This is a genomic window from Streptomyces sp. MNU76 (assembly GCF_020982545.1).
GTDB lineage: Bacteria > Actinomycetota > Actinomycetes > Streptomycetales > Streptomycetaceae > Streptomyces.
In genome coordinates this window covers 609,140-628,787 of record NZ_JAJKLK010000003.1, presented here as the reverse complement: position 1 = coordinate 628,787, position 19,648 = coordinate 609,140, and the positions used below count along the sequence as shown (strand labels likewise).

Below are 19,648 nucleotides of genomic sequence, written 5' to 3'. Positions count from 1 at the left end.
ACGAGGGCGGCGGGTCACCGGTCGACGGCGGGTCACCGGTCGGTGGCTGCCACCGTGCCGAAGCGGATGTCGTACGAGCCGGTGCCGTGCAGCGTCTCGAGCAGGCGGGCGGCCTCCTCCACCAGCTCCGTCCGCTGCCGGCCGGTGAGGCGTCCGAAGGGTTCGAGGGTGACGACGTGGGCGTCGTCGCCGTCGAGCCTCCAGATGCCGGCCAGGAAACCGTCGACGAGGAAGGTGCGGTGGGCCTGGTTCCCCTGCCAGGAACGGCCCTTGAGGTCGGGTGGCACGACCCGGGAACGGTCGGCGTGCGAGAGAAGCAGATTGTCGAACTCGGGGAGCAGCCGGGTAGGCGCCGGTGTCTCCGGGTCCGGGCGGGGCGCGTCCGGGAGGTCGAAGAGCTCGGTGCCGCGCTCGTCCCGGAAGGTGACCAGCTCCGGGCGCAGCCGTTCGAACGCCGCACGCAGCCGGGTCAGTCCCGCCCAGGTCTGCATGTCCTTCACGGAGGCGGGCCCGAAGGCGGCGAGATAGCGCCGGACCACGGCCTCCGGTGCCGGGGCCTCCTGGGCGGGCCGGCCGAGCCAGTGTTCGGCGGTGGTCAGGGCGCCCCGCCCGCTCCTGCGCCACAGACCGCGCGGGGTGACCTGGACGAGCGGCAGCCGGCAGCGCGCGGCGAGACCGAGGGCGAACGGGTCGGCGTCGGGCCACTCCATGACCAGGGCCTCACGCAACTGCTTCAGCGTGCGCGGCTCGTCCTCGACGAGTTCGCGGGCGATGGCCTCCAGCCGGTCGAGGTCGACGCCGACCAGCCCCTTGCGGAACAGGTTCAGCTCCCGCTCCCGGGCCGGCTGCACCAACGGCCGCAGGGTGAGGCAGTCCTCGGCGGTGTGCGTGTGGATCGTGGACCGCATGCTGACGATACGGACGACCTCCCGGTCGGCCATCAGCCCCGACAACTGCTCCGGCGCGAAGCCGTCCAGGCGGGCCGCGAGCGCGTAATAGGGCGGCTGGACGTTCTGCGCCTGGAGGCCGAGGAGGTGCTCGACGGCGTCGTGGGCGGACATCTCCACCCGGCCGAGGAGGAGTTGACGGGCCAGGGTCGCGCGATTGAGAGCGAGGGTACCGAGCCGGGGAGCGGCGGCCTGGGGCGCCTTGTTCGTCATGCTGTGCACGCTAGCGGGCATCGCGGACAACTTCTGTCCTCGACGGCGAGGGCGCACGGTTTTCACCGCCGCCGGCACGGCCACCGGTACCAACGGGCGCGACGGTGTCGCGTACGCCCGGCCCCCTGTTCGCGTCCTGTCCGCAGTCCCGTCCGTATCCTGATGGGTGAGGTGATCACACAGTCCTACCAGTCCGCGCACCTCGGGAGGCATCCGCGATGGCCGATCGACGCGCCCGCCCGGCGCCGAAGAGCACCGGCCCCACATCCAAGAGCGGCCGGAAGTCCGTCTGGCGCCGTGCGCTGCCCTCTCCGCCGACACCGCCCGGCGGGCCGACGACACCGAGCCCGGACCCGTCGCCGCCGCCCGCGGCCGAGCGGGCGGCCAGTGTGGTGGAGGCGGCCTTGTACCAGGACGGAGTACGCGTCTCCTCCCCGGCGACCCTCGCGGACACCTTCCGCGAACTCCGCCGGGCCCCGGCGGGCATGGCATGGATCGGCCTCGCGCGTCCGACCGAGGCCGAACTCCTCTCCCTGGCCGCCGAGTTCGACCTGCACCCGTTGGCGGTCGAGGACGCGATGGAGGCGCATCAACGCCCCAAGCTGGAGCGCTACGGCGACACCCTCTTCGTCGTCCTGCGCGCCGCGCGCTACCTCGACGCGCTGGAGGAGGTGGACTTCGGCGAGCTGCACGTCTTCGTGGGGCCGGACTTCGTCATCACGGTCCGGCACGGGGCGGCACCGGACCTGTCGGCCGTGCGCCGCCGGATGGAGGAGGACCCGGAACTGCTGAAGCTGGGCCCCGAGGCGGTCCTCTACGCCATCCTCGACGCCGTGGTCGACGGGTACGCGCCCGTCGTCGCGGGGGTGCAGAACGACATCGACGAGATCGAGACGGAGGTCTTCCGCGGCGACCCGGAGGTCTCCCGCCGCATCTACGAACTCTCGCGCGAGATGGTCGAGTTCCAGCGCGCCACGCGCCCGTTGGTCGGCATGCTCCACGGCCTCATGGCCGGCTTCACCAAGTACGAGACGGACGAGGAGCTCCAGCGCTACCTCCGTGACGTCGCCGACCACGTCACCCACACCAGCGAGCGCGTGGACGGCTTCCGCCAGGCCCTCACGGAGATCCTCACGGTCAACGCGACCCTCGTCACGCAGCAGCAGAACGCGGAGATGCGGGCCCTGGCGGAGGCGGGCTTCGAACAGAACGAGGAGATCAAGAAGATCTCTTCGTGGGCGGCGATTCTGTTTGCTCCGACACTCGTAGGAACTATTTACGGGATGAACTTCGAGGACATGCCTGAGCTCGGTTGGAGCTTCGGCTATCCCTTCGCGATCGGCCTGATGGGGGTGGTTTGCGTTAGTTTGTATGTGATTTTCAAGCGGCGGGACTGGCTCTAGCATCCTGACGTGACGCTCAGTTGCCGTTCGCATTTCGCTCGCGTATCCCTTGCAGATCCGGCCAAGAAGGGTCGTGGGGAGTCTCCGGGGAGAATCCGGGGAGAACGAATGGCAGCCGCCGTCTTGGTTTCTCAACAAGTGGCCCGCATGACTTCCTGTTCGCCCACCTCACGACGTCACCGCCGCTGCGGCCAAAACGCAGACAGTGAGAACTTTCGGCCGCACCTGTTCGCCAAGGACCCTGTGAAGTCCACCTTCGATGACGGCCAGACTCTACTGCTGGAGGGCATTTCTACCGGGTGGCACGGAGGCGACCGTGTCCTGCGACGGAATATCCGTCCGTTCTCGCACTGCCCGTTCCCGGGCATCAGTGCACACAACACGCACCGACAAAACAACAGGTCGAGCCCTTCGCGGCTGGTTCGAGGATGGCAACACGCTCCATGTGAGCGCATTCGGAGAGGCACCGGCCTGGAAGGATCCCAGAAGAGCCCTGGTCAGAGCCGGTTTTCGGGCTCATCATCCGTCGTGCAGACACCCAGAGCGTCAAGGCCGACGTCCTGCTCAGGGCTGAGCATGACTGCGGCAACCCGCTCACCGGGGCATCCACCCTCGCTCGCTCCGGACACCAGCTCACACATCATGACCCTCGCACTGTCTCCGGCCGCCACAATGGAGTCATGCCCTCCAGCCCACAGCACCCCGCCCGCTCCCCGAGGGACGTCTCGGGCGCGGACGCCGAGGCTCTCGCGCTGTATCGGGAGAAGTTCCGCCGCCGTCTGCCGGAGTCGCTGGACGAGTTGCACGGGCCACCCACGGTGTGGTGGATCTGCCGCTGCTCATGGCCTGGTCCGGGATGACCTCGTACGGCCTGGGCAAGCCGCGCCAGCGCATGGGCCTGTACCGCGCCGTCCTGCACGAGGGCCTGCACGACGACCTGCCCCGCTACCTCAACCAGGACCTGCTCCTCCAGCTGTGGCCGGTACTGCGCACCCTCGTCGGCCGCACCGTGCGCACCGAAGACGCCTTCCCCCAGCTCGCTCCCGCACCCGGGCAGCCGCGTGACGGACATGCCCGAGCTGCACACGCGGCTCCTGGCGGACGTGATCGCGCTCGGTTCCCCGTATCCCCTGGTTCTCACCGGTGGATACGCCGTGCGGGCACATCGCCTCGTGAACCGCCCCAGCCAAGACCTCGACGTCGCCACCGAGAACCCTGCGCCCATGGCCGACATCGCCGCCACGCTCCGCGCCGGCCTGGAGTCCCGCGGCTGGAAGGTGCACGCGCTGGAGACCGCCCCGCTGTCCGCCCGCTGCACCGTGACAGACCCGGCCACCGGGCAAGAATGCGAGGTCGACATCCTCAAGGAGATCTTCTGGCGGCCGGTCACCCAGAGCCCGTACGGGCCCGTCCTCGCCGAGGAGGACGTGATCGGGACCAAGGTCCGCGCCCTCGCCGACCGCGGAGCGCCCCGCGACCTGATCGACGTGTTCGCGGCCTCCCGCCGCTGGACCAATGCCGAGCTCGAGGAGTTCGGCCGCCGCCCGCGGCCGCTTCGAGCGCGAGGATCTCCAGGCAAACCTCACGGGCGCCGAGTGGACCGACGACGAAGCCTTCGCCGCCTATGGGCTCGATGACACCACCATCACGGCACTTCGCGCTTGGGCCGTGGAGTGGGCCAACGACCTCGCCACCCGTCTCCTCGCAGAGGACGATGATCCGGACATCGACTGACCGCGTCCGGATGAGATCACATCTGCAATCGATCAGCGCAAGAGCCAGGAAATGAGTGGGTAGCAAAGCAGCGGGTCGCGGGTCCGTCCCGTGTCAAATACACCGGCCAGGCCCCGAGGGACGAAAGTCGGCTGGCAGGCTGCGACTCCAAAGGCATGGTTGTTGACCTTTGCGGCGTGATGTCATTGAGGGCTGGCAGAGAGGGCCCCGACGCCGCCAGTCTGCTACCGGGCCTCCTGGCAGCTACCCGGACCGGACTTCCACCGGCAGGCGACAACGAGCTTACGACCGAAGATCACTTACAACATCAAGACCTCCAGTCTGCTGGGCGCGCGGAAGATCGAGGCTAGATCAAACGCCCTCTCAGGGCCGCCGACGGGGATCAATTGCCATGGCTGCTCCTATTCGGCGTCGGTCCGAACGGGCTGCATACCGAGAGCCCTGCGAAGCGCTCGGAACCGGACCGTCCACATGTGGCGGGCCGCTTCCGCGTCGGGCGCGTAGTGCTCCGCAGCGTGATAGACGCCGGGATAGACGTGTAGCTCTGTGGCGACACCGGCGGCGAGGAGCCGCTGTGCCAAGGCGAGATCCTCGTCTCGGAAGACATCGGCGGTTCCGACGTCGATGAACGTTGGCGGCAAACCGGCCAGGTCCTCCGCGTGCAGCGGGGCGGCATATCCGTCAGGCTTCTGACCGGCGAGGAACCACTCCCAGGCCTCGACGTTGTTCCTTCGGTCCCACACCCCGATCTCCGTGACCTCGTGAGCCGACGGTGTGGTGTTGCGGTGGTCGACCATCGGATAGAGGGCCATGACATAGGAGAGCGCGGGTCCTGCAAGGTCTCTCGCCTTGAGGGCGGTGGCAAGGGCCAGGTTGCCACCCGCGCTTCCCCCGAAGACCGCCAACCGTGCTGGGTCGAAGTCCAGGGATGCCGCGTTGTTGCTCATCCAGCTGAGGGCGGCGTAGCAGTCGTCGACCTGTGCCGGGTGCGGATGTTCAGGCGCCTTGCGGTAGCCGGTGGAGAGGACGAGTGCCCCGAGTTCCTCGCAGATCTTTACGGCCGCTCCGTGTTCGTAGTCGATGTCACCGAGGCACATGCCGCCGCCGTGGATGAAGAACACGGCGGGCGAGGCACGCTCAAGCCGCCTGGGCCGGTAGATGCGTACCGGCACGTCTGCGCACCCCACCGGACCAGGCACCCACACGTCCTCGGTGGAGCATGTCTGAGCTGCCTTGACCGCCTCGACCATCTCTGCCGCATGCATGGCATCGATGCGCCTACGTTCCGCCAGGTCCTCAATGGCACACACCCCACCGGGGAAGTTCTCAAGGAGCTCTTCCAACGGTGCCCGTAGCTCAGGATCGAGGCTGTCGAGCTGGCTGATCTTCACTACGCCCCCTGTCAGTTGCGAATTCTCAATGGACATTCGTGCCCTCGCGGTCGAGGCTGGCCAACATCGCGTTGACGACCTACGCGGGCGCTTCAGCGGCGTCGCCGACCCGGGCGATCCGGTTGTCGCGCCCCGCGACTTCGACGGTGTGCGGCACGGCCGGGTCGACGATGTGCACATTCCCGCCGGTCAGGACCAGGACTGGTGACGAGTCCCGATGGTTCATCGGTCCTCCCTCGCGTCCACCAGGAAGCGGGTGGCGCGACGAGGGCGCAGGTACAGCACCTCGTAGCCGAGCGCGGCGGCGACGATCCCGGCGGTGATGACCAGGTCCATCGGAGCCGACTGGGACACGGCGTAGGCCAGGGCGATGATCACCACCACCGGAGCCAGCGGCCACAGCGGCATCTTCCAACCGGCATGCGGCGTACGACGGGCAGCGAGCGCCCCGACGGCCAGCAGCAGGTAGACGGCGGCGACAACGACGCCGGTGATCCCCAGCAGGGACTCGATGTCGAAGAAGTAGGCGAACACGGCGCCGGGCAGCGCTACCGTCAGCGTCGCCACGACCGGCGTGTTGAAGCGCGGATGCAGCCGGGTGAGCGCGGCATTGACCGGAGCAGGCCACGCCTGGTCGCGCCCCGAGGCGTACATCACGCGGCCGTTCTGCAGCACCATCACGATGACGGCGTTGAGGATCGCCAGCGCGATGCCGGCGCTCACCGCGGCAGCGACGCCGGGGCCGGCCCATGCCTCGACGAAGTCGGGGAAGCCCAGCACCCCCAGGTCCTTGAGTGACCCGACGCCCACGACGACGGCGGCTGTCGGCACGATGATGACCGTCGCAGCGACGAAGATCGAGCCGAAGACCGCACGCGCCACGTCACGGCGAGGCTCGATCATCTCCTCGGCCAGGTACGACGCGGTGCCGAAGCCGTTGACGATGAGCATCGCGACGACGAGCCCGGACACCACGACGCCGAGCGTGAACGGGGAAAGCATCCCGTCGGTCAGCGCCTCGGGCTGCACCAACGTGCTCACCGGGCGCTCGGCATGCGCGAAGCCGAGGTAGGCGACCACCCCGGCCGCGAGGACCTCCAGGGCGAGGAAACAGCTGGTCACGAACGCGTTCGCGCGGACATCGAGGATCGCCGTGCAGGCGGCCAGCAGCATCACCACCGCACCGGTGGTGGGCCGATCGAGGTCGGCGATGGAGCTCAGGTAGTCCGCCGTGCCGAGCGCGATGATCGGCGGGATGATCACGAGGAGGGCGGCCGTCAGCACGAAGGTCAGCCAGCCGAGCGTGCGCCCGATCGTGTGGGTGATCATCGCGTACTCGCCGCCCGAGCTCGGGGTGCGCGTGCCGAGTTCGGCGTAGCAGGCGCCGGCGGCGATCGAGACCACGACGCCGAGGAGCAACGAGATGACGACGCCCGAGCCCTGCGTGGCCAGCAGCTCCGGAACGATGATGAAGAGGCTGGAGGCCGGCGTGATGCACGAGACGGTCAGCAGGATCACCGCAGTCACGCCGAGCACCGGCTTCAGCCGTCTCGACGCCCGGGCGGGAGGTTCGGCGGGAGGCTCGGCGGTGATCTCGCCAGGGGGCGATGCCATAACGACTCCTCGGATTGAAAGGCTTTCAAAATGGGCCTCGCGCCAATGTGCGGCTCCCCGTGGCTAGAGTCAAGAGGTGACCAACCAAAATCTCAGGCGCCACCGCCGACTCGAGCGTCCGCGCGAGCGGGTCATGGAGGAGGCGTGGGCGCTGCTCGTCGAGCGCGGTCTGGCTGACCTGAGCCTCTCCGAGCTCGGGCGTCGCCTGAACACGAGCGCCGGTCACCTCTCCTACTACTTCGGCAGCAAGAGCGGGCTGCTCCTGGAGCTGCTCCGCTGGAGCGAGGGAGAACTGGCCGAGCAGCGGGCACTTCTGCTGGAGTCCGATGACTCGGCCGAGGAGCGGCTGCACAGCCTGTGCATGCTCAACTTCCCTCGTGCCGCCGGTGACCCCCGCTGGCTGCTCTGGGTCGAGCTGTGGCCGCGGGTGATGCACGAGCCCGCCCTGCGCGAGGCTCAACTCGAGTTCGACGCCGCCTGGCGCGCGGATATCGCCCGGATCCTCGACGAGCTGACCGACGAAGTCGAAACGCTCACCCAGCGAGTGGTCGCCCTCATGGAGGGGCTGAGCGTGGCCCTGCTGACGGGCGACACCACGCTCACCGTCGAACAGGCGTGGCAGCACGTGAAAGCACTGCTGCCCGCTGCTGATCAGGACACGCAGCGGAATGCCTAGGGGGTGTTTCGAAAGTCCTGTGCGGTGCCCGCGGTGTCCGGTGCGTGCTCTCGGCGTGCCGGACGAAAGCCCTCGTACTGGACGTACTTGGGGTTTCGGCCGGTGCGGCGAGAGTGCGTGCCGGGCGCCGTGGGTGCTGTGCGGGACTTTCGAAACACCCCCCTCGGCTCGGAATGCCTCTCGCTGTACGGCGACGAGCTGGTCCCGTTCCTGGCGGCTGATGTGCTCGGGCGCAGGGGTGGTTGTCCAAGAATGCAGGGTAGACATGGGGACGCGTACTCCTTGATGCGGCTCCGTGCGGCTCAATGCGCACTGTGCATCGTGAAATTGCTGGTCACGGGTCTGGTGTGCGCGGGGTTCGGGATGCTCGTGCTGGTCATGGGTGGATGACTTCGGTGAAGGTCGTCGGCCACCGGGAGACTTCGCGGCTTGTGAGGACGAGCAGAGACCTGACCGGGGCGGTCGCCCAGGTCGGGTCGGTGTGGACCTTGCTGAGCACGCGGCGAGGCTCGTCAGTTCACGACGTTGTGTCGGGCACTCGACCGTCCGCCGGTCCGGCAGCGGCACGGGCCTGCATGAGGAGAGCCTCGGTGCCGTGCAGGAAGACCTCAATGCTCAAGTCGAGTTGGCGCCTGTCATAGGTATCGACTCCGCGCTCGACGATCCGGGCAAGGTTCTCGAAAACATGCCGGCCGCGTCCCTCGATCGCTTCGCGCGTCAGGCGCGGCCGGACGCGTTCGCCGCCGCGTGCGACGAACAGGGCGTCGCGGGCGTAGGCCCAGCAGACCGAGCGCGCTATGGGTCGGCTGGCCGACGACGTGACGGGCCCTCGTCGCCACCCTGATGAGCCGGCCGGGGCGCCTCACGAACGACCCAGTTCCGGCGGCAGACCGAACACACCGCGGGCGGCCGTCTCGAACAGGGTCCGCTTCTCCTCGTCCCCGACGGGCAGGCGCTCGTGCACCTCGACCTCCGCGGAGGCGGCCTGGAACGGGTAGTCCATGGCGTAGAGGACCCGGTCGGCTCCGACCACCTGGCGGGCGAACATGATCGCCGGCTCCCAGGCCATGCCGCTTGTGGTCAGCCAGATGTTGGTCTTCAGGTAGTGGCTCGGAGGCTGCCGCAGCGACGGACGCCAGGGGTAGCGGCCGGTCCTGTCCTGGACCTGGTGGAAGTGGTCGACCCGGAACGCCCAGAACGGCAGCGCCTCGCCGAGATGGCCCACCACGAGGCGCAGGCCCGGATGGCGGTCGAACACCCCGGAGAAGATGATGCGGATCAGGTGCATGCCGGTCTCGACTCCGAATCCGAAGATCGCCCCGTCGAGTCCCGAGTCGAGCAGCGGGCCGATCAGCCCGTCGCTCGGCGTGTTGGGGTGCAGGTACACCGGCACGTCGAGTTCCGCGGCCGTCGCCCAGAACTCCTCGAACTTCGGCGCGTCCAGGTACTCGCCGCGCGTGTGCGAGTTGACGATCACGCCTTTCAGCCCGAGCTCCCGGACCGCCCGGCGAAGCTCCTTCACCGAGAACTCGACGTCTTGCAGGGCGACGGCGGCCAGTCCGCTGAAACGTGCCGGGTGCTGTCGGCATGCCTGCGCGATGTGCTCGTTGGTCATGGCGGCGAGTTCGCGCGCCAGCGGAAGCTCGAACAGCTCCACGCCGGGGGTGGTGAGCGAGAGCACCTGGTGGTCGATGCCGAGCTCGGCCATGTCGGAGAGCCGGCGGTCCCCCAGGTCGGTGATGCGTGAGCGGAACAGCTCGGTGTGCGCCGTCCGGTTGAGCAGGTAGTAGCTCCACAGGCTGCGGAACCCCGCGTCGCCTCCGTGGGTGTCGAGCAGCCGACGGTACTCGTGGATCAGCGCGGGAGGCGCGTACGCCTCCTCCGTCGCGATGCGCAGGTAGCGGCCGTCGTCCGAGGGCCGCGAGGGTGCCGGGGGCGGGGAACTGGACACGTCTCTCCTGTGGGTGCTGGTCCGGGTGTCGCCATGTCACGTGGTGTCCGGCCCGTGAGCGGCCGGTGGCGGCCGGCCCGTGGAGCGGCCGGTGGCGAACGCTGTGCCAAATGCGGTGCTGCCGCGTATCCAGCCACAGGCCCGGGTTGCCGCAGCCATGGCACACGGGGCTTTCTGGCCTGCGGAACGGCGTGGGGAGATCGGGCCGGGGCGCTCCGGGGTCTGCCTAGGGTGCGGTCGCAGTCACCCGAAGGACGGAGACAATGAAATTCCCCGACGTACCCACGTTCCGCGGTTTCCAGGCCCCCGGGCGGTTCGAAGCCGACATCCGCGCCCTGGAGGTGGTGCAGGGCGAGGTTCCTGCCGACCTCGACGGCGCCTTCTACCGGGTCGGGCCCGACCCGCAGTTCCCCCCTTTGCTCGGTGACGACATCTTCCTCAACGGCGACGGCATGGTCAGCATGTTCCGCTTCGAGGACGGCCGGGTGGACTTCACGTGCCGGTGGGTCCGCACGCCGAAGTTCCTGGCCGAGCGCGAGGCCGGGCGCTCGCTGTTCGGGGCGTACCGGAACCCCTTCACGGACGATCCGGGTGTGCGCGGGATCAGCCGCGGTACGGCGAACACCAACCTCCTCTGGCATGCGGGCCGCATGCTGGCGTTGAAGGAGGACAGCCACCCCGTCGAGATCGACCCGCTGACCCTGCGGACCATCGGTCCGTGGGACTACGACGGCGCGTTGAGGAGCGCCACGGCGACGGCGCATCCGAAGGTCGACGCCGAGACCGGCACACTGGTCTTCTTCGGCTACGCGGCCAAGGGGGAGACGACCCCGGACATCGCGTACCACGAGGCCGACGCGCACGGAACGATCGTCTTCGAGCGGTGGCTGACCGCGCCCTACGCCAGCATGGTCCACGACTTCGCGGTCACCGAGAACCACGTGGTGTTCCCCGTCGTGCCGCTCGTCAGTGATCTCCAGCGGCTCAAGGGCGGCCTCCCCCACTTCGCATGGGACCCGTCGAAGCCGGTCTGTCTGGGGGTGCTGCCGCGCCGGGATCCCGCTGCGGAGGTGCGGTGGTTCGTGGGCGATCCGCGCTTCGCCTCGCACACCATGAACGCCTTCGAGGAGGACGGCCGCATCCACATCGACATGTCGGTCGGCGACAGTGTGGTCTTCCCCTTCTTCCCCGAGATCAACGGAGCCCCGTTCGATCCCGAGGCCGCGACACCGTACATGTCCCGCTGGACGCTCGACCTGCGGCGCCCGACCGACGACTTCACCCAGACCAGGCTGTCGGACGTGCCGGGTGAGTTCCCCCGCATCAACGAGCGACGCGCGATCCGCTCGTACCGGTACGGCTACATGAGCATGCAGAGCGGTGTGCCGGACCCCACCATGCCGTCGAGCGCGAGCGGCATGCGGTTCGATCTGATCGGGAGGGTGGACCTCACCACCGGGACGACGACCACCCACTACGTGGGCGACACGTCCGCCACTCAGGAACCGCTGTTCGTCCCGCGCCGGGGCGCCGGCGGCGAGGGCGAGGGATACGTCATGGCCCTGATCAACCGGTACGCGGACATGCGGTCCGACCTGGTGATCCTGGACGCCGAGAACGTGGACGGCGAGCCTCTCGCCACCGTCCGGCTGCCCCTGCGGCTGCGGAACGGCCTGCACGGGACCTGGGTCGACGGCGAGGACCTCGCCGGCCACCGCACCGACCGGGAGGAGGGACACCCATGTCGCTGAGCACACTGCGGGCGGTCGCGCTGGACGGGGCCCGCGACGCCGCCTTCCTGTCCCCGGCGCGCTGGCCCGTCGAACCGCACGACCGGCTCGCCGACCACGGATACGACGTGTTCGAGCACGCGGTCTCCGCAGACGCCCGCCTGTACGCCGAGGGGGCGGTCCGCCCCCCGGCAACGACCGGCGCGGTCTCCTGCACGACGCGTGTGCTGGTGGTCCGGCCGGTGGCCGACGAGACCTTCAGCGGTCGCGTGCACGTCGAGCTGCTCAATCCGTCGACCGGCCACGACTTCCCCATGTACTGGCCCGACCTGGCCGGTCACCTGATCCGACGCGGTGACGTCTACATCGGCATGACGTGCAAGAACGTCACGGTCGAGGCGCTGCGACGTATGTCACCGGAGCGGTACGGCGATCTGTCGTTCCCGCACGACGGGGCCGTGTGGGACCTGCTCGGCTCCCTCGCGGCGACGCTGCGGTCGCCGCACGGCGGCGGCCTGCTCCCCGGCCTGCGCGAGCCGGCGCGGATCCTCGCGACGGGCTGGTCGCAGTCGGGGTCCTTCCTGCGGACCTACCTGTCCGAGGGACTGCACGAGCAGCACTGCGCCGAGACGGGCCGCACGGTCGTGGACGCCTTCCTCATCGGGGTGTCCAGCGGAGGCTTCGGACCGATGGGCTACGTCAACGTGGACCGGCACGGCGAGACGGCCTTCGACGCCGATCTGCGGCCGGTGGGAGGGCGGCTCGTGCAGCTGCCGATGGACGATGCCCGCAGGACCGTGGGCGGGTCCCGGGTACCGGTCATGGAAGTGATGAGCGAGGACGAGGCGCTGCATCACCTGTGGCACCGGCGACCCGACAGTGACGTCCCCGGCGACCTCTACCGCTGCTACCAGCTTCCGGGGCGCGGTCACGAGTCCGGGCTGCTGGAGGAGTCGGTCCGGGCCGCCGACCACGCACAGGCTCGCGCCCACGGGCCCGGGGGTGCCGACGCCTCCGGGGGCATCGAGGCGCCCGAGGGCGTCGATCCGGCTCCCCCGCTGCGTCACGGAGCCTCCAGGTACCTTCTGGCCGCCGCCGTGGAGAACCTGCTGCGGTGGGCGGACGGCGTGGCGGCGCCCCGGGTCGACCCGATCGCCGTCATGGCCCGGCCCGGCAGCAGGCTCGACGCGGACGGCCTCGACCACAGCGGAACGTACGTCCTGCGCGATCCGGACGGACACGCCCTGGGCGGCATGCGCCATCTCGACGTGGACCTCCCCGTCGCCCGGACCCGGCGCGCGCCCGACGGGCCGATGACCATCGGGACCTGGCACCGCGAGCCCTTCGGACCGGCGGAACTGGCACGCCGCTACGGCAGCCCGGAACGACTGCGGCGGCTGGCGAGCGAGCAGGCGTGGCGACTGGCCGAGCGCGGCTGCTGCCTGCCCGAGGACATCGCCGACACGGTCGAGGACTTCTGCCGTTCCGCGGGGCGCTTCTGACAGGTGCCGCGAAGGGAGCCCGAGCTCACTCCGGTGGGCCGGGCGGCTCCCCCGGCAGATGTCCGCCGCCCCGCTGGGCGAGTTCGAGAGAGATCTTCTGAACGGCTGCCTGCAGGGCATCCACGACGTGGTCCTCCTGCCTGCCCGGGAACCGCGTGTCGGACCAGGCCACCGACAGCGCCATCGGCCCCGTGCCCGGCGGCAGCCGGAGCGCGACGCCGATGGCCGTGACGTTCTCGTGGGCCTCCCGGCTGCGGGCGTATCCCCGCGACCGGATGTCCGCGAGTTCGGCCTGGAGCTGGGGCAGTGTCCGCACCCGCGCGTAGCGGGTGACGGGCAGACCGTCCGGGAAGAGCGACTCGGTCTGGGCCCGGCTCAGCCTGGCGAGCATGGCCTTGCCGCCGGCGAGGGTGTGCGCGGGCAGCAGCCAGCCGACCCGTGAGGAGGCGATCCGGGTCTCGTCACGCCACTCGACCCCCGTGAGGAAGCGCGCGCCGTTGCCCTCCAGGGCCAGCAGATGAGCCGTGCCCTGCAGCTCGTCCCTGAGGCGCTGCAGGTGGGGCAGCGCCACGGACTCCACGTCGGGCGCCCGGTCGGCGGCCTCGGTCAGCGACACCAGGGCGGGCCCCCGCACGTAGACCCGCCGCTCGCCCTGTTCCACGAAACGGTGGTGGAGCAGCATCTGCAGCAGCCGGTGGGCGGTCGAGGGGGCCACGCACAGGAGGCCGGCCGCCTCGGACACGGTCAGCTGGGGGCGCTCGATGAACGCGCTGAGCAACGTGAGCGCGCGCCCCACGGACGCTATGTGGTAGGCGGGGGCTTCACCGCCGTCCGGCCCCGGCATCCCCGCGGCGTTCGCATGCTGCGCGGTCATGGTCACCTCCGAGCCGCTCGCGCCCAAGGCTACGTCGCCCGCCGGTCCCGGCGCCCGGCGTCTCACGCCTTGTCGCGCCGGATGAGGCCGGCGCCGCTCCGGTGCGGGTCCGTCCCGCTCGCGGCGATGCGCTCCCGCATCTCGTCGTGCTCCGGGTCCGCGTCCGGCAGCACGACACGGAACCACATGTCCTTGAACTTCCACCGGCCGTTCACCCGCTCGTAGTGGCACTTGTACCTGCCTTCGAGCCAGGGGCCCCACACACGCATCAGACCGCCCGTGGTGCGGAACTCGCAGACGTGACGGTGCCAGGTCCACTCCCCGTACGCCAGGTCCGCGCCCGCGGACAGCTCGACGACCGGCGACGACAGGACGTAGCCGTCGGCGCTCTTCACCAGGTTGTGCAACTCGTCGAAGACCTCCTCGACGAGTTGCTTCTTCCCCTCGGTGCGCCCGTGCCACCGGATGTCCGTGACCGCGTCCTCGGTGAAGAAGTCGGCCATGCCCTCCCAGTCCCGGTCCGCGAGCTTGCGGATGTAGCGCCGGTGCAGGCTCTTGATCTCCTCGATGTCCTCCAGCCGCTGGAGCCGGCTCTCCAGGAGGGCGTTCCGGCGGGCCAGGCTCTCCAGGGTGAGGCTGTCGGGCTGCCGGTGCGGGTCGGTGTGGGGCATGTGGCTCTCCTGCTCTGTGCTCGGTGGTCTCTCCGGTGACGGGTGACGGTCCTGGTGATCAGGATCGCCCAGGGGTGACGGCCGGGCCGCGTCGGCCCGGTACCGCGTGACCTACTGGATCGGGGGTCCGGGAAAGGAGGACGTGTCGGGCCGGTGGCTCAGTGCCTGCAGCTCACTGCACTCGTCGATCGCCCACATCCCGTGGTTGCGGCCCAGGCCGCTGCGCTTCATGCCGCCGAAGGGCATCGTCATGTCCGAGCTGCCGACCCGGTGGGAGTTGACGAACACGGAACCCGCGGCGACACCACGGCCCACGGCCAGGGCGTGCTCGGCGTCCTCGCTCCACACGGAGGCCGCGAGGCCGAACTCGGTGTCGTTGGCCATCCGGACCGCGTCCTCGACGTCGTCGAACGGGACGACCGGCACGGTCGGGCCGAACTGTTCGCGGGAGACGAGCGCCGAGTCGTGGGGAATGCCGGTGACGACGCTCGGGAGCATGAAGTAGCCGTCGTCCCAGCCGGTGCCGTCCAGCCGGCGCCCGAGTACCTCGACCCGGGCGCCCGCCTCGCGGGTGGACTCCAGGAGAGCCGTCACCGACTCGAACTGCCGCCTGTTGTTGAGCGGCCCGATCGTGCTGGCCGGGTCGAGACCGTCACCGACGACGATCTCGTCGACAGCCGCCCGGAACTTGTCGACGAACTCGTCGTACACACCGCGCTGGACGTACAGCCGCTTGATGTTGAAGCAGACCTGGCCCGTGCAGGTGTACACCGAGCGGCGGATCTCCCGCATCAGCCGGTCGTCGAGGACGGCGGTGTCGAGGACGATCGCGGGGTCGTTGCCGCCGAGTTCCAGACTCACGCTCGTGATGTTGTCGGCGGCGCCGCGCAGCACGGCCCGTCCGCTCTCGGTGCCGCCGGTGAACAGGACCTTGCGGACGCCGGGGTGGGAGACCAGGGCGGCTCCGGCCTCGCCGCCGAGGCCGGGCACGACGTTCACGACGCCGTCCGGGAGGGTCGAGGCGAGCAGGGCCAGGGTCTCGGTCAGCGCGAGCGGAGCGAACTCGGACGGCTTGACGATCACCGGGTTGCCCGCCGCCAGCGCCGGGGCCAGCACCATCATGCACAGGTAGACGGGGTAGTTCCAGGGCACGATGACCACGGTCGGGCCCATGGGCAGGCGCCGGACGACGGTGGTGCCCCGCTCGTCGCGGACGACGGTCTCCTCGTCCACGGCCGGTGCGATGTCGGCGTAGTAGCGCAGCAGCCTGGGTGCGCCGCCGACGTCCAGCCGCGACTCCCACAGCACCTTGCCCTGCTCACGGGTGAGCAACTCGGCCCGCGACTCCGTGTCCCGCTCCAGCACGTCGGCGGCGGCGTGCAGGAGCCGTCCTCGCTCCGCCCCACTCAGGGACCCCCAGACGGCTGCGGCGGCCACGGCGTTGCCGACCACCTCGTCCACCACGCGCGGGCCGGCCAGCGTGTACGTCCCGACGATCTCGCCGGTCCGCGCCGGGTTCACGACCGGGGCGGTCCCGGCCCGGTACCTCCGGCCCGCGCTGACGACCTGCGCCGTCCTCTTCTCGTCTGCCGCACTGGGCACCGCTGCCTCCTGAGCGCTCGGGTGTCGGGAACCGGCGTCAGTCAACGGCGGCGGGGCCGTGTCCGGTGCCGGGCGGGGCACCGTTTTCTGCCGGGCAGAACTTCCCGGGCGCTCCCGCCTGAACCGTCCGGCCGGCGGCGCAGGATGCCCTCCGTGCGACTCGCCCGGTGCACCCGTTCCCTCGGGGCGGAATCCTCTGCAAGGAGCAGGCATGGCAGCACTACTCGACGACGGCCGGTGGTCCACCCACATCCGGCTCGACACCTGGACCGAGGGCCGGGGCGGCAAGGCGGCCGTCACCGAGCCCGCCACGGGACGGAGTCTCGGCACCGTGGGTCTCGCCGCACCCGAGGACATGCACCGCGCCGCCGGCATCGCGGCGGCGGCACAGCGGGACTGGTCGGCGACGCCGCCCGAGGAAAGGGCCGCGCTCCTGCGCCGGGCCGGGGACCTGTGGACCAGCCACGCCGCCGAGGTGACCGAGTGGCTGGTCCGCGAAGCCGGCTCGGTACCTGTCAAGGCCGGCCTCGAAGTGCACACGGCGGCGCAGGAGTGCTACGAGGCGGCGGCGCTGCCCACGCATCCCGCCGGGGAGGTGCTGGCGTCCACGTCCGGCCGGTGGAACCTCGCCCGTCGCCGGCCCGCGGGCGTCGTGTCCGTGATCTCCCCCTTCAACTTCCCCCTGATCCTCTCGATCCGCTCGGTCGCACCCGCCCTGGCCCTGGGCAACGCGGTCCTGCTCAAGCCGGACCCGCGCACCGCCGTCTGCGGCGGTGTGGTCCTCGCGCGGATCCTCGAGGAGGCGGGCCTCCCGGCGGGCGTGCTGCAGGTCCTGCCGGGCGGCGCGGACGTCGGTGAGGCGGCGGTGACCGCCGCGCCGGTACGCGTGGTGTCCTTCACCGGATCCACCGCGGCCGGACGGCGCGTGGGCGCGCTGGGCGCCCAGCACCTCAAGAGGACCCATCTCGAACTGGGCGGGAACAACGCGCTCATCGTGCTCCCGGGCGCGGACGTGGAACGTGCCGCCTCGGCGGGGGCGTTCGGCTCGTTCCTGCACCAGGGACAGATCTGCATGAGCACGGGCCGGCACCTCGTCCACGAGTCGCTGTACGAGCAGTACCTCGCGCTGCTCGCCGACAAGGCGTCGCACCTGCCGGTGGGGGACCCTCATACGGCCGAGGTGGCCCTCGGCCCCCTCATCGACTCCGCGCAGCGGGACCGCGTGCACGAGCTGGTGCAGGACAGCGTCTGCGCCGGCGCGGAACTCCTCACCGGCGGCCAGTACGAGGACCTCTTCTACCGTCCGACCGTGCTGGCCGACGTCCAGGACGGGAACCGGGCATGGGCGGAGGAGATCTTCGGCCCGGTGGCGCCGGTACGTTCGTTCTCCGACGTCGACGAGGCGGTCGCCGCCGCCGCCGCGACCGAGTACGGACTGTCGCTGGGGATCCTCGGCGAGGTCGGCGCGGCGATGCGGGTGGCGGACGCGGTGCCCAGCGGGATCGTCCACATCAACGAGCAGACGGTCGCGGACGAGGCCCATGTGCCCTTCGGGGGCGTCGCGGCCTCGGGGACCGGTGCGCGGTTCGGCGGCGCTGCCGCCAACATCGAGGCGTTCACGGAGACGCAGTGGCTCACCGCGCGGGCCGACATCGCTCCCTATCCGTTCTGAGACATACATCCGTTCTGCGACGTACGCCTCCGAGGCGGGCGCCCGCGGGCGCAGGTCTCCGGAACACCACCGCAGAGACATATACCACTGACATGTTCGGACGCCATGTCCGCTTGTGCGGCACACCGTTCCGGGCATCCGGCACGGGGACGTCCCCGAAGTTCATCCAGGCAGGCGACAGACCCATGGACACGCAACCGATCGAGTCCGCGACCGCGACACAGACCCTTGCGGGCCTGCGTCGCGGTGAGTTCTCCAGCGTCGAGCTGGTCCGGGCGTACCTGGACCGGATCGCGGCCCATCCCTGGGTCAACGCGATCGTGACCCTCGACGCGGACCGCACCCTCGCGGAAGCCCGCCGGGCCGACGAGACCCGCCGCGCGGGCGGCCCGGTGGGCCCCCTGCACGGCCTGCCGATCACCGTCAAACACGACCAGAAGGTCCGTGGTGTCCTGTCGACGTACGGATCCGAGAGTCTGCGGGACCACGTGCCCGAGGACGACTCCGAGGCGGTCGCCCGGTTGCGGGGTGCGGGGGCCCTCGTCCTCGGCCGCTCGAACCTGCCCGAGTTCGCCTCCGACGGGCAGGCCTACAACGCCCTGCACGGCACCACCCGCAACCCCTGGAACCGCGAGCGCACCACCGGCGGCTCCTCGGGCGGCTCGGCCGCGGCGGTGGCGGCCGGGATGACCGCGCTCGACCTCGGCAGCGACATGGGCGGATCCATCCGCATCCCCGCCGCCTGGTGCGGCGTCCACGGCCTGAAGCCCACCTGGGGCGTCGTGCCGATGCGGGGTGCGGTTCCGCATCCGGACGAAGCCGAAGGAACGGACCTGACCGTGCCCGACGTCGCCGTGTGCGGTCCACTGGCCCGGGGCGCCGATGATCTGGACCTGGCCCTGACCGTGCTCACCACGCCCCGGGGCGATCGCGGCGGGCTCCGGCCGGACCTGCCGAGGGCGCCGTTCACCACGCACCGGGAGCTGCGCGTGCTCGCCTGGTTCGACGACCCCGTGACCGGGGTCGACCCGGCGACTCTCGACGTGCTGCACACGGCCTGCCGCTCCCTGGCGGACGACGGCGCCCGCGTCACCTACGGCGTGCTGCCGCCGGGTGGCCTCGACCGGCTCGGGGAGCTGTTCGAGCTGCTCTTCATGGCGGACGTAGGCGGCGCCACGGACGACGCGGGCTTCGAGGAGCTGCACCGCGCCTTGGGGCGGCTGCGTACCGAGTCGCCCATGGCCGAGCTGCACCACCGCGCCCTGGGCCTCACCCACCGGGAGTGGCTGTCCCTGCACCGGCAGCGCCTGATCCTGCGCCGGCGGTGGCGGGAGCTGTTCGAGGACTACGACGTGGTCGTCACCCCGACGGTCATGACGACCGCTCTCCCCCACGACCACAGCGAGCCGGTCCAAGCGAGGCGCTTCGAACTGAACGGCGAACGCCATCCGTGGCGGCCCGCGCTGACGCGCTGGTGCGGCGCGGTGGGAGTGCTCGGTCTGCCGGCCGTCTCGGCGCCCGTCGGGCTCGACCGTCACGGGCTGCCGGTCGGCATGCAGGTCGTCGCCGCTCCGTACCGCGACCGCAGCGCCATCGCCGCGGCCCGCCTGATCTCCGAGAGCGTCGGCGGGTTCAGCGCGCCGCCGCTCGGCGAGACCTCCGGGTGAC

At 70.4% G+C, this 19,648-nt stretch carries 16 protein-coding genes and 1 pseudogene; 9 read left to right on the top strand and 8 right to left on the bottom strand.

Annotated elements, in window-relative coordinates; genetic code table 11:
- Positions 1-32: 32 nt before the first annotated feature.
- A complete protein-coding gene (locus E4N62_RS09095) occupies positions 33-1,160 on the bottom strand; it encodes a winged helix DNA-binding domain-containing protein (RefSeq protein ID WP_230213427.1) in 1,128 nt (375 codons plus the stop codon).
- Positions 1,161-1,378: 218 nt separating this feature from the next.
- Here E4N62_RS09095 and E4N62_RS09090 point away from each other — a divergent pair, with 218 nt between their 5' ends.
- The 3 genes and pseudogenes from E4N62_RS09090 to E4N62_RS09080 all read left to right on the top strand — a co-directional run bounded on the left by E4N62_RS09090 (position 1,379) and on the right by E4N62_RS09080 (position 4,297).
- Entirely contained in the window at positions 1,379-2,563 is a 1,185-nt protein-coding gene (locus E4N62_RS09090) for a magnesium and cobalt transport protein CorA (protein ID WP_230213426.1), read from the top strand.
- A gap of 680 nt (positions 2,564-3,243) precedes the next feature.
- Complete coding sequence (locus E4N62_RS09085; protein WP_230213425.1) at positions 3,244-3,423, top strand: hypothetical protein; 180 nt, start codon at positions 3,244-3,246, stop codon at positions 3,421-3,423.
- 210 nt (positions 3,424-3,633) lie between these two features.
- A pseudogene (locus E4N62_RS09080) lies at positions 3,634-4,297 on the top strand (nucleotidyl transferase AbiEii/AbiGii toxin family protein).
- A 401-nt stretch (positions 4,298-4,698) separates the two neighbouring features.
- On the opposite strand, the gene E4N62_RS09075 reads toward E4N62_RS09080, so the two are convergent.
- The 3 genes from E4N62_RS09075 to E4N62_RS09065 form a co-directional block, all read right to left on the bottom strand.
- Positions 4,699-5,688, bottom strand: coding sequence for an alpha/beta hydrolase (locus E4N62_RS09075; RefSeq protein WP_230213424.1), 990 nt, complete (start codon positions 5,686-5,688; stop codon positions 4,699-4,701).
- A 79-nt stretch (positions 5,689-5,767) separates the two neighbouring features.
- The gene (locus tag E4N62_RS09070; RefSeq protein WP_230213423.1) at positions 5,768-5,914 is read right to left on the bottom strand and encodes a hypothetical protein; all 147 of its coding nucleotides are present in this window, start codon (positions 5,912-5,914) and stop codon (positions 5,768-5,770) included.
- Complete coding sequence (locus tag E4N62_RS09065) at positions 5,911-7,302, bottom strand: APC family permease (protein ID WP_230213422.1); 1,392 nt, start codon at positions 7,300-7,302, stop codon at positions 5,911-5,913. Before E4N62_RS09065 ends, E4N62_RS09070 begins: the two co-directional genes overlap by 4 nt.
- 76 nt (positions 7,303-7,378) lie before the next feature.
- Between E4N62_RS09065 and E4N62_RS09060 the strand changes: the two genes are divergently transcribed.
- Positions 7,379-7,978 (top strand): TetR/AcrR family transcriptional regulator, encoded by a 600-nt coding sequence (locus E4N62_RS09060; RefSeq protein WP_230213421.1) that lies wholly within the window; start codon positions 7,379-7,381, stop codon positions 7,976-7,978.
- Positions 7,979-8,573: 595 nt separating this feature from the next.
- Positions 8,574-8,822: a hypothetical protein gene (locus E4N62_RS09055; protein WP_230213420.1), complete on the top strand. Its 249-nt coding sequence runs from the start codon at positions 8,574-8,576 to the stop codon at positions 8,820-8,822.
- Between the two features lie 18 nt (positions 8,823-8,840).
- On the opposite strand, the gene E4N62_RS09050 is transcribed toward E4N62_RS09055, so the two are convergent.
- Positions 8,841-9,929, bottom strand: a complete 1,089-nt coding sequence (locus E4N62_RS09050) for an amidohydrolase family protein (RefSeq protein ID WP_230213419.1) — start codon at positions 9,927-9,929, stop codon at positions 8,841-8,843.
- A gap of 263 nt (positions 9,930-10,192) precedes the next feature.
- Between E4N62_RS09050 and E4N62_RS09045 the strand changes: the two genes are divergently transcribed.
- Both E4N62_RS09045 and E4N62_RS09040 read left to right on the top strand, forming a co-directional pair.
- Positions 10,193-11,680 carry a carotenoid oxygenase family protein gene (locus E4N62_RS09045; RefSeq protein WP_230213418.1) on the top strand — a complete coding sequence of 496 codons (1,488 nt, stop codon included), beginning with the start codon at positions 10,193-10,195 and terminating at the stop codon, positions 11,678-11,680.
- Positions 11,671-13,161, top strand: coding sequence for an alpha/beta hydrolase domain-containing protein (locus E4N62_RS09040; RefSeq protein ID WP_230213417.1), 1,491 nt, complete (start codon positions 11,671-11,673; stop codon positions 13,159-13,161). The genes E4N62_RS09045 and E4N62_RS09040 overlap by 10 nt, the downstream gene beginning before the upstream one ends.
- A 25-nt stretch (positions 13,162-13,186) precedes the next feature.
- Here the strand turns inward: E4N62_RS09040 and E4N62_RS09035 are convergent, their stop codons facing one another.
- From E4N62_RS09035 to E4N62_RS09025, 3 genes are all read right to left on the bottom strand, one after another.
- Positions 13,187-14,035 (bottom strand): IclR family transcriptional regulator, encoded by an 849-nt coding sequence (locus E4N62_RS09035; protein ID WP_230213416.1) that lies wholly within the window; start codon positions 14,033-14,035, stop codon positions 13,187-13,189.
- Positions 14,036-14,097: 62 nt separating this feature from the next.
- Complete coding sequence (locus E4N62_RS09030; RefSeq protein WP_230213415.1) at positions 14,098-14,706, bottom strand: nuclear transport factor 2 family protein; 609 nt, start codon at positions 14,704-14,706, stop codon at positions 14,098-14,100.
- A gap of 111 nt (positions 14,707-14,817) precedes the next feature.
- Positions 14,818-16,308 (bottom strand): aldehyde dehydrogenase family protein, encoded by a 1,491-nt coding sequence (locus E4N62_RS09025; RefSeq protein WP_230213414.1) that lies wholly within the window; start codon positions 16,306-16,308, stop codon positions 14,818-14,820.
- Between the two features lie 211 nt (positions 16,309-16,519).
- Here E4N62_RS09025 and E4N62_RS09020 point away from each other — a divergent pair, with 211 nt between their 5' ends.
- On the top strand, positions 16,520-17,980 hold the full coding sequence (locus E4N62_RS09020; protein WP_230213413.1) for a benzaldehyde dehydrogenase: 1,461 nt from the start codon (positions 16,520-16,522) through the stop codon (positions 17,978-17,980).
- A gap of 185 nt (positions 17,981-18,165) precedes the next feature.
- The gene (locus tag E4N62_RS09015) at positions 18,166-19,647 is read left to right on the top strand and encodes an amidase family protein (RefSeq protein WP_230213412.1); all 1,482 of its coding nucleotides are present in this window, start codon (positions 18,166-18,168) and stop codon (positions 19,645-19,647) included.
- Position 19,648 lies beyond the last annotated feature (1 nt).

What these genes read in the sequence shown, in the direction of transcription:
- E4N62_RS09065 (WP_230213422.1), bottom strand. Translation starts at nt 7,302, where the DNA reads ATGGCATCGCCCCCTGGCGAGATCACCGCCGAGCCTCCCGCCGAACCT.
- E4N62_RS09040 (WP_230213417.1), top strand. Translation starts at nt 11,671, where the DNA reads ATGTCGCTGAGCACACTGCGGGCGGTCGCGCTGGACGGGGCCCGCGAC.
- E4N62_RS09035 (WP_230213416.1), bottom strand. Translation starts at nt 14,035, where the DNA reads ATGACCGCGCAGCATGCGAACGCCGCGGGGATGCCGGGGCCGGACGGC.
- E4N62_RS09090 (WP_230213426.1), top strand. Translation starts at nt 1,379, where the DNA reads ATGGCCGATCGACGCGCCCGCCCGGCGCCGAAGAGCACCGGCCCCACA.
- E4N62_RS09070 (WP_230213423.1), bottom strand. Translation starts at nt 5,914, where the DNA reads ATGAACCATCGGGACTCGTCACCAGTCCTGGTCCTGACCGGCGGGAAT.
- E4N62_RS09015 (WP_230213412.1), top strand. Translation starts at nt 18,166, where the DNA reads ATGGACACGCAACCGATCGAGTCCGCGACCGCGACACAGACCCTTGCG.
- E4N62_RS09030 (WP_230213415.1), bottom strand. Translation starts at nt 14,706, where the DNA reads ATGCCCCACACCGACCCGCACCGGCAGCCCGACAGCCTCACCCTGGAG.
- E4N62_RS09045 (WP_230213418.1), top strand. Translation starts at nt 10,193, where the DNA reads ATGAAATTCCCCGACGTACCCACGTTCCGCGGTTTCCAGGCCCCCGGG.
- E4N62_RS09085 (WP_230213425.1), top strand. Translation starts at nt 3,244, where the DNA reads ATGCCCTCCAGCCCACAGCACCCCGCCCGCTCCCCGAGGGACGTCTCG.
- E4N62_RS09095 (WP_230213427.1), bottom strand. Translation starts at nt 1,160, where the DNA reads ATGACGAACAAGGCGCCCCAGGCCGCCGCTCCCCGGCTCGGTACCCTC.
- E4N62_RS09020 (WP_230213413.1), top strand. Translation starts at nt 16,520, where the DNA reads ATGGCAGCACTACTCGACGACGGCCGGTGGTCCACCCACATCCGGCTC.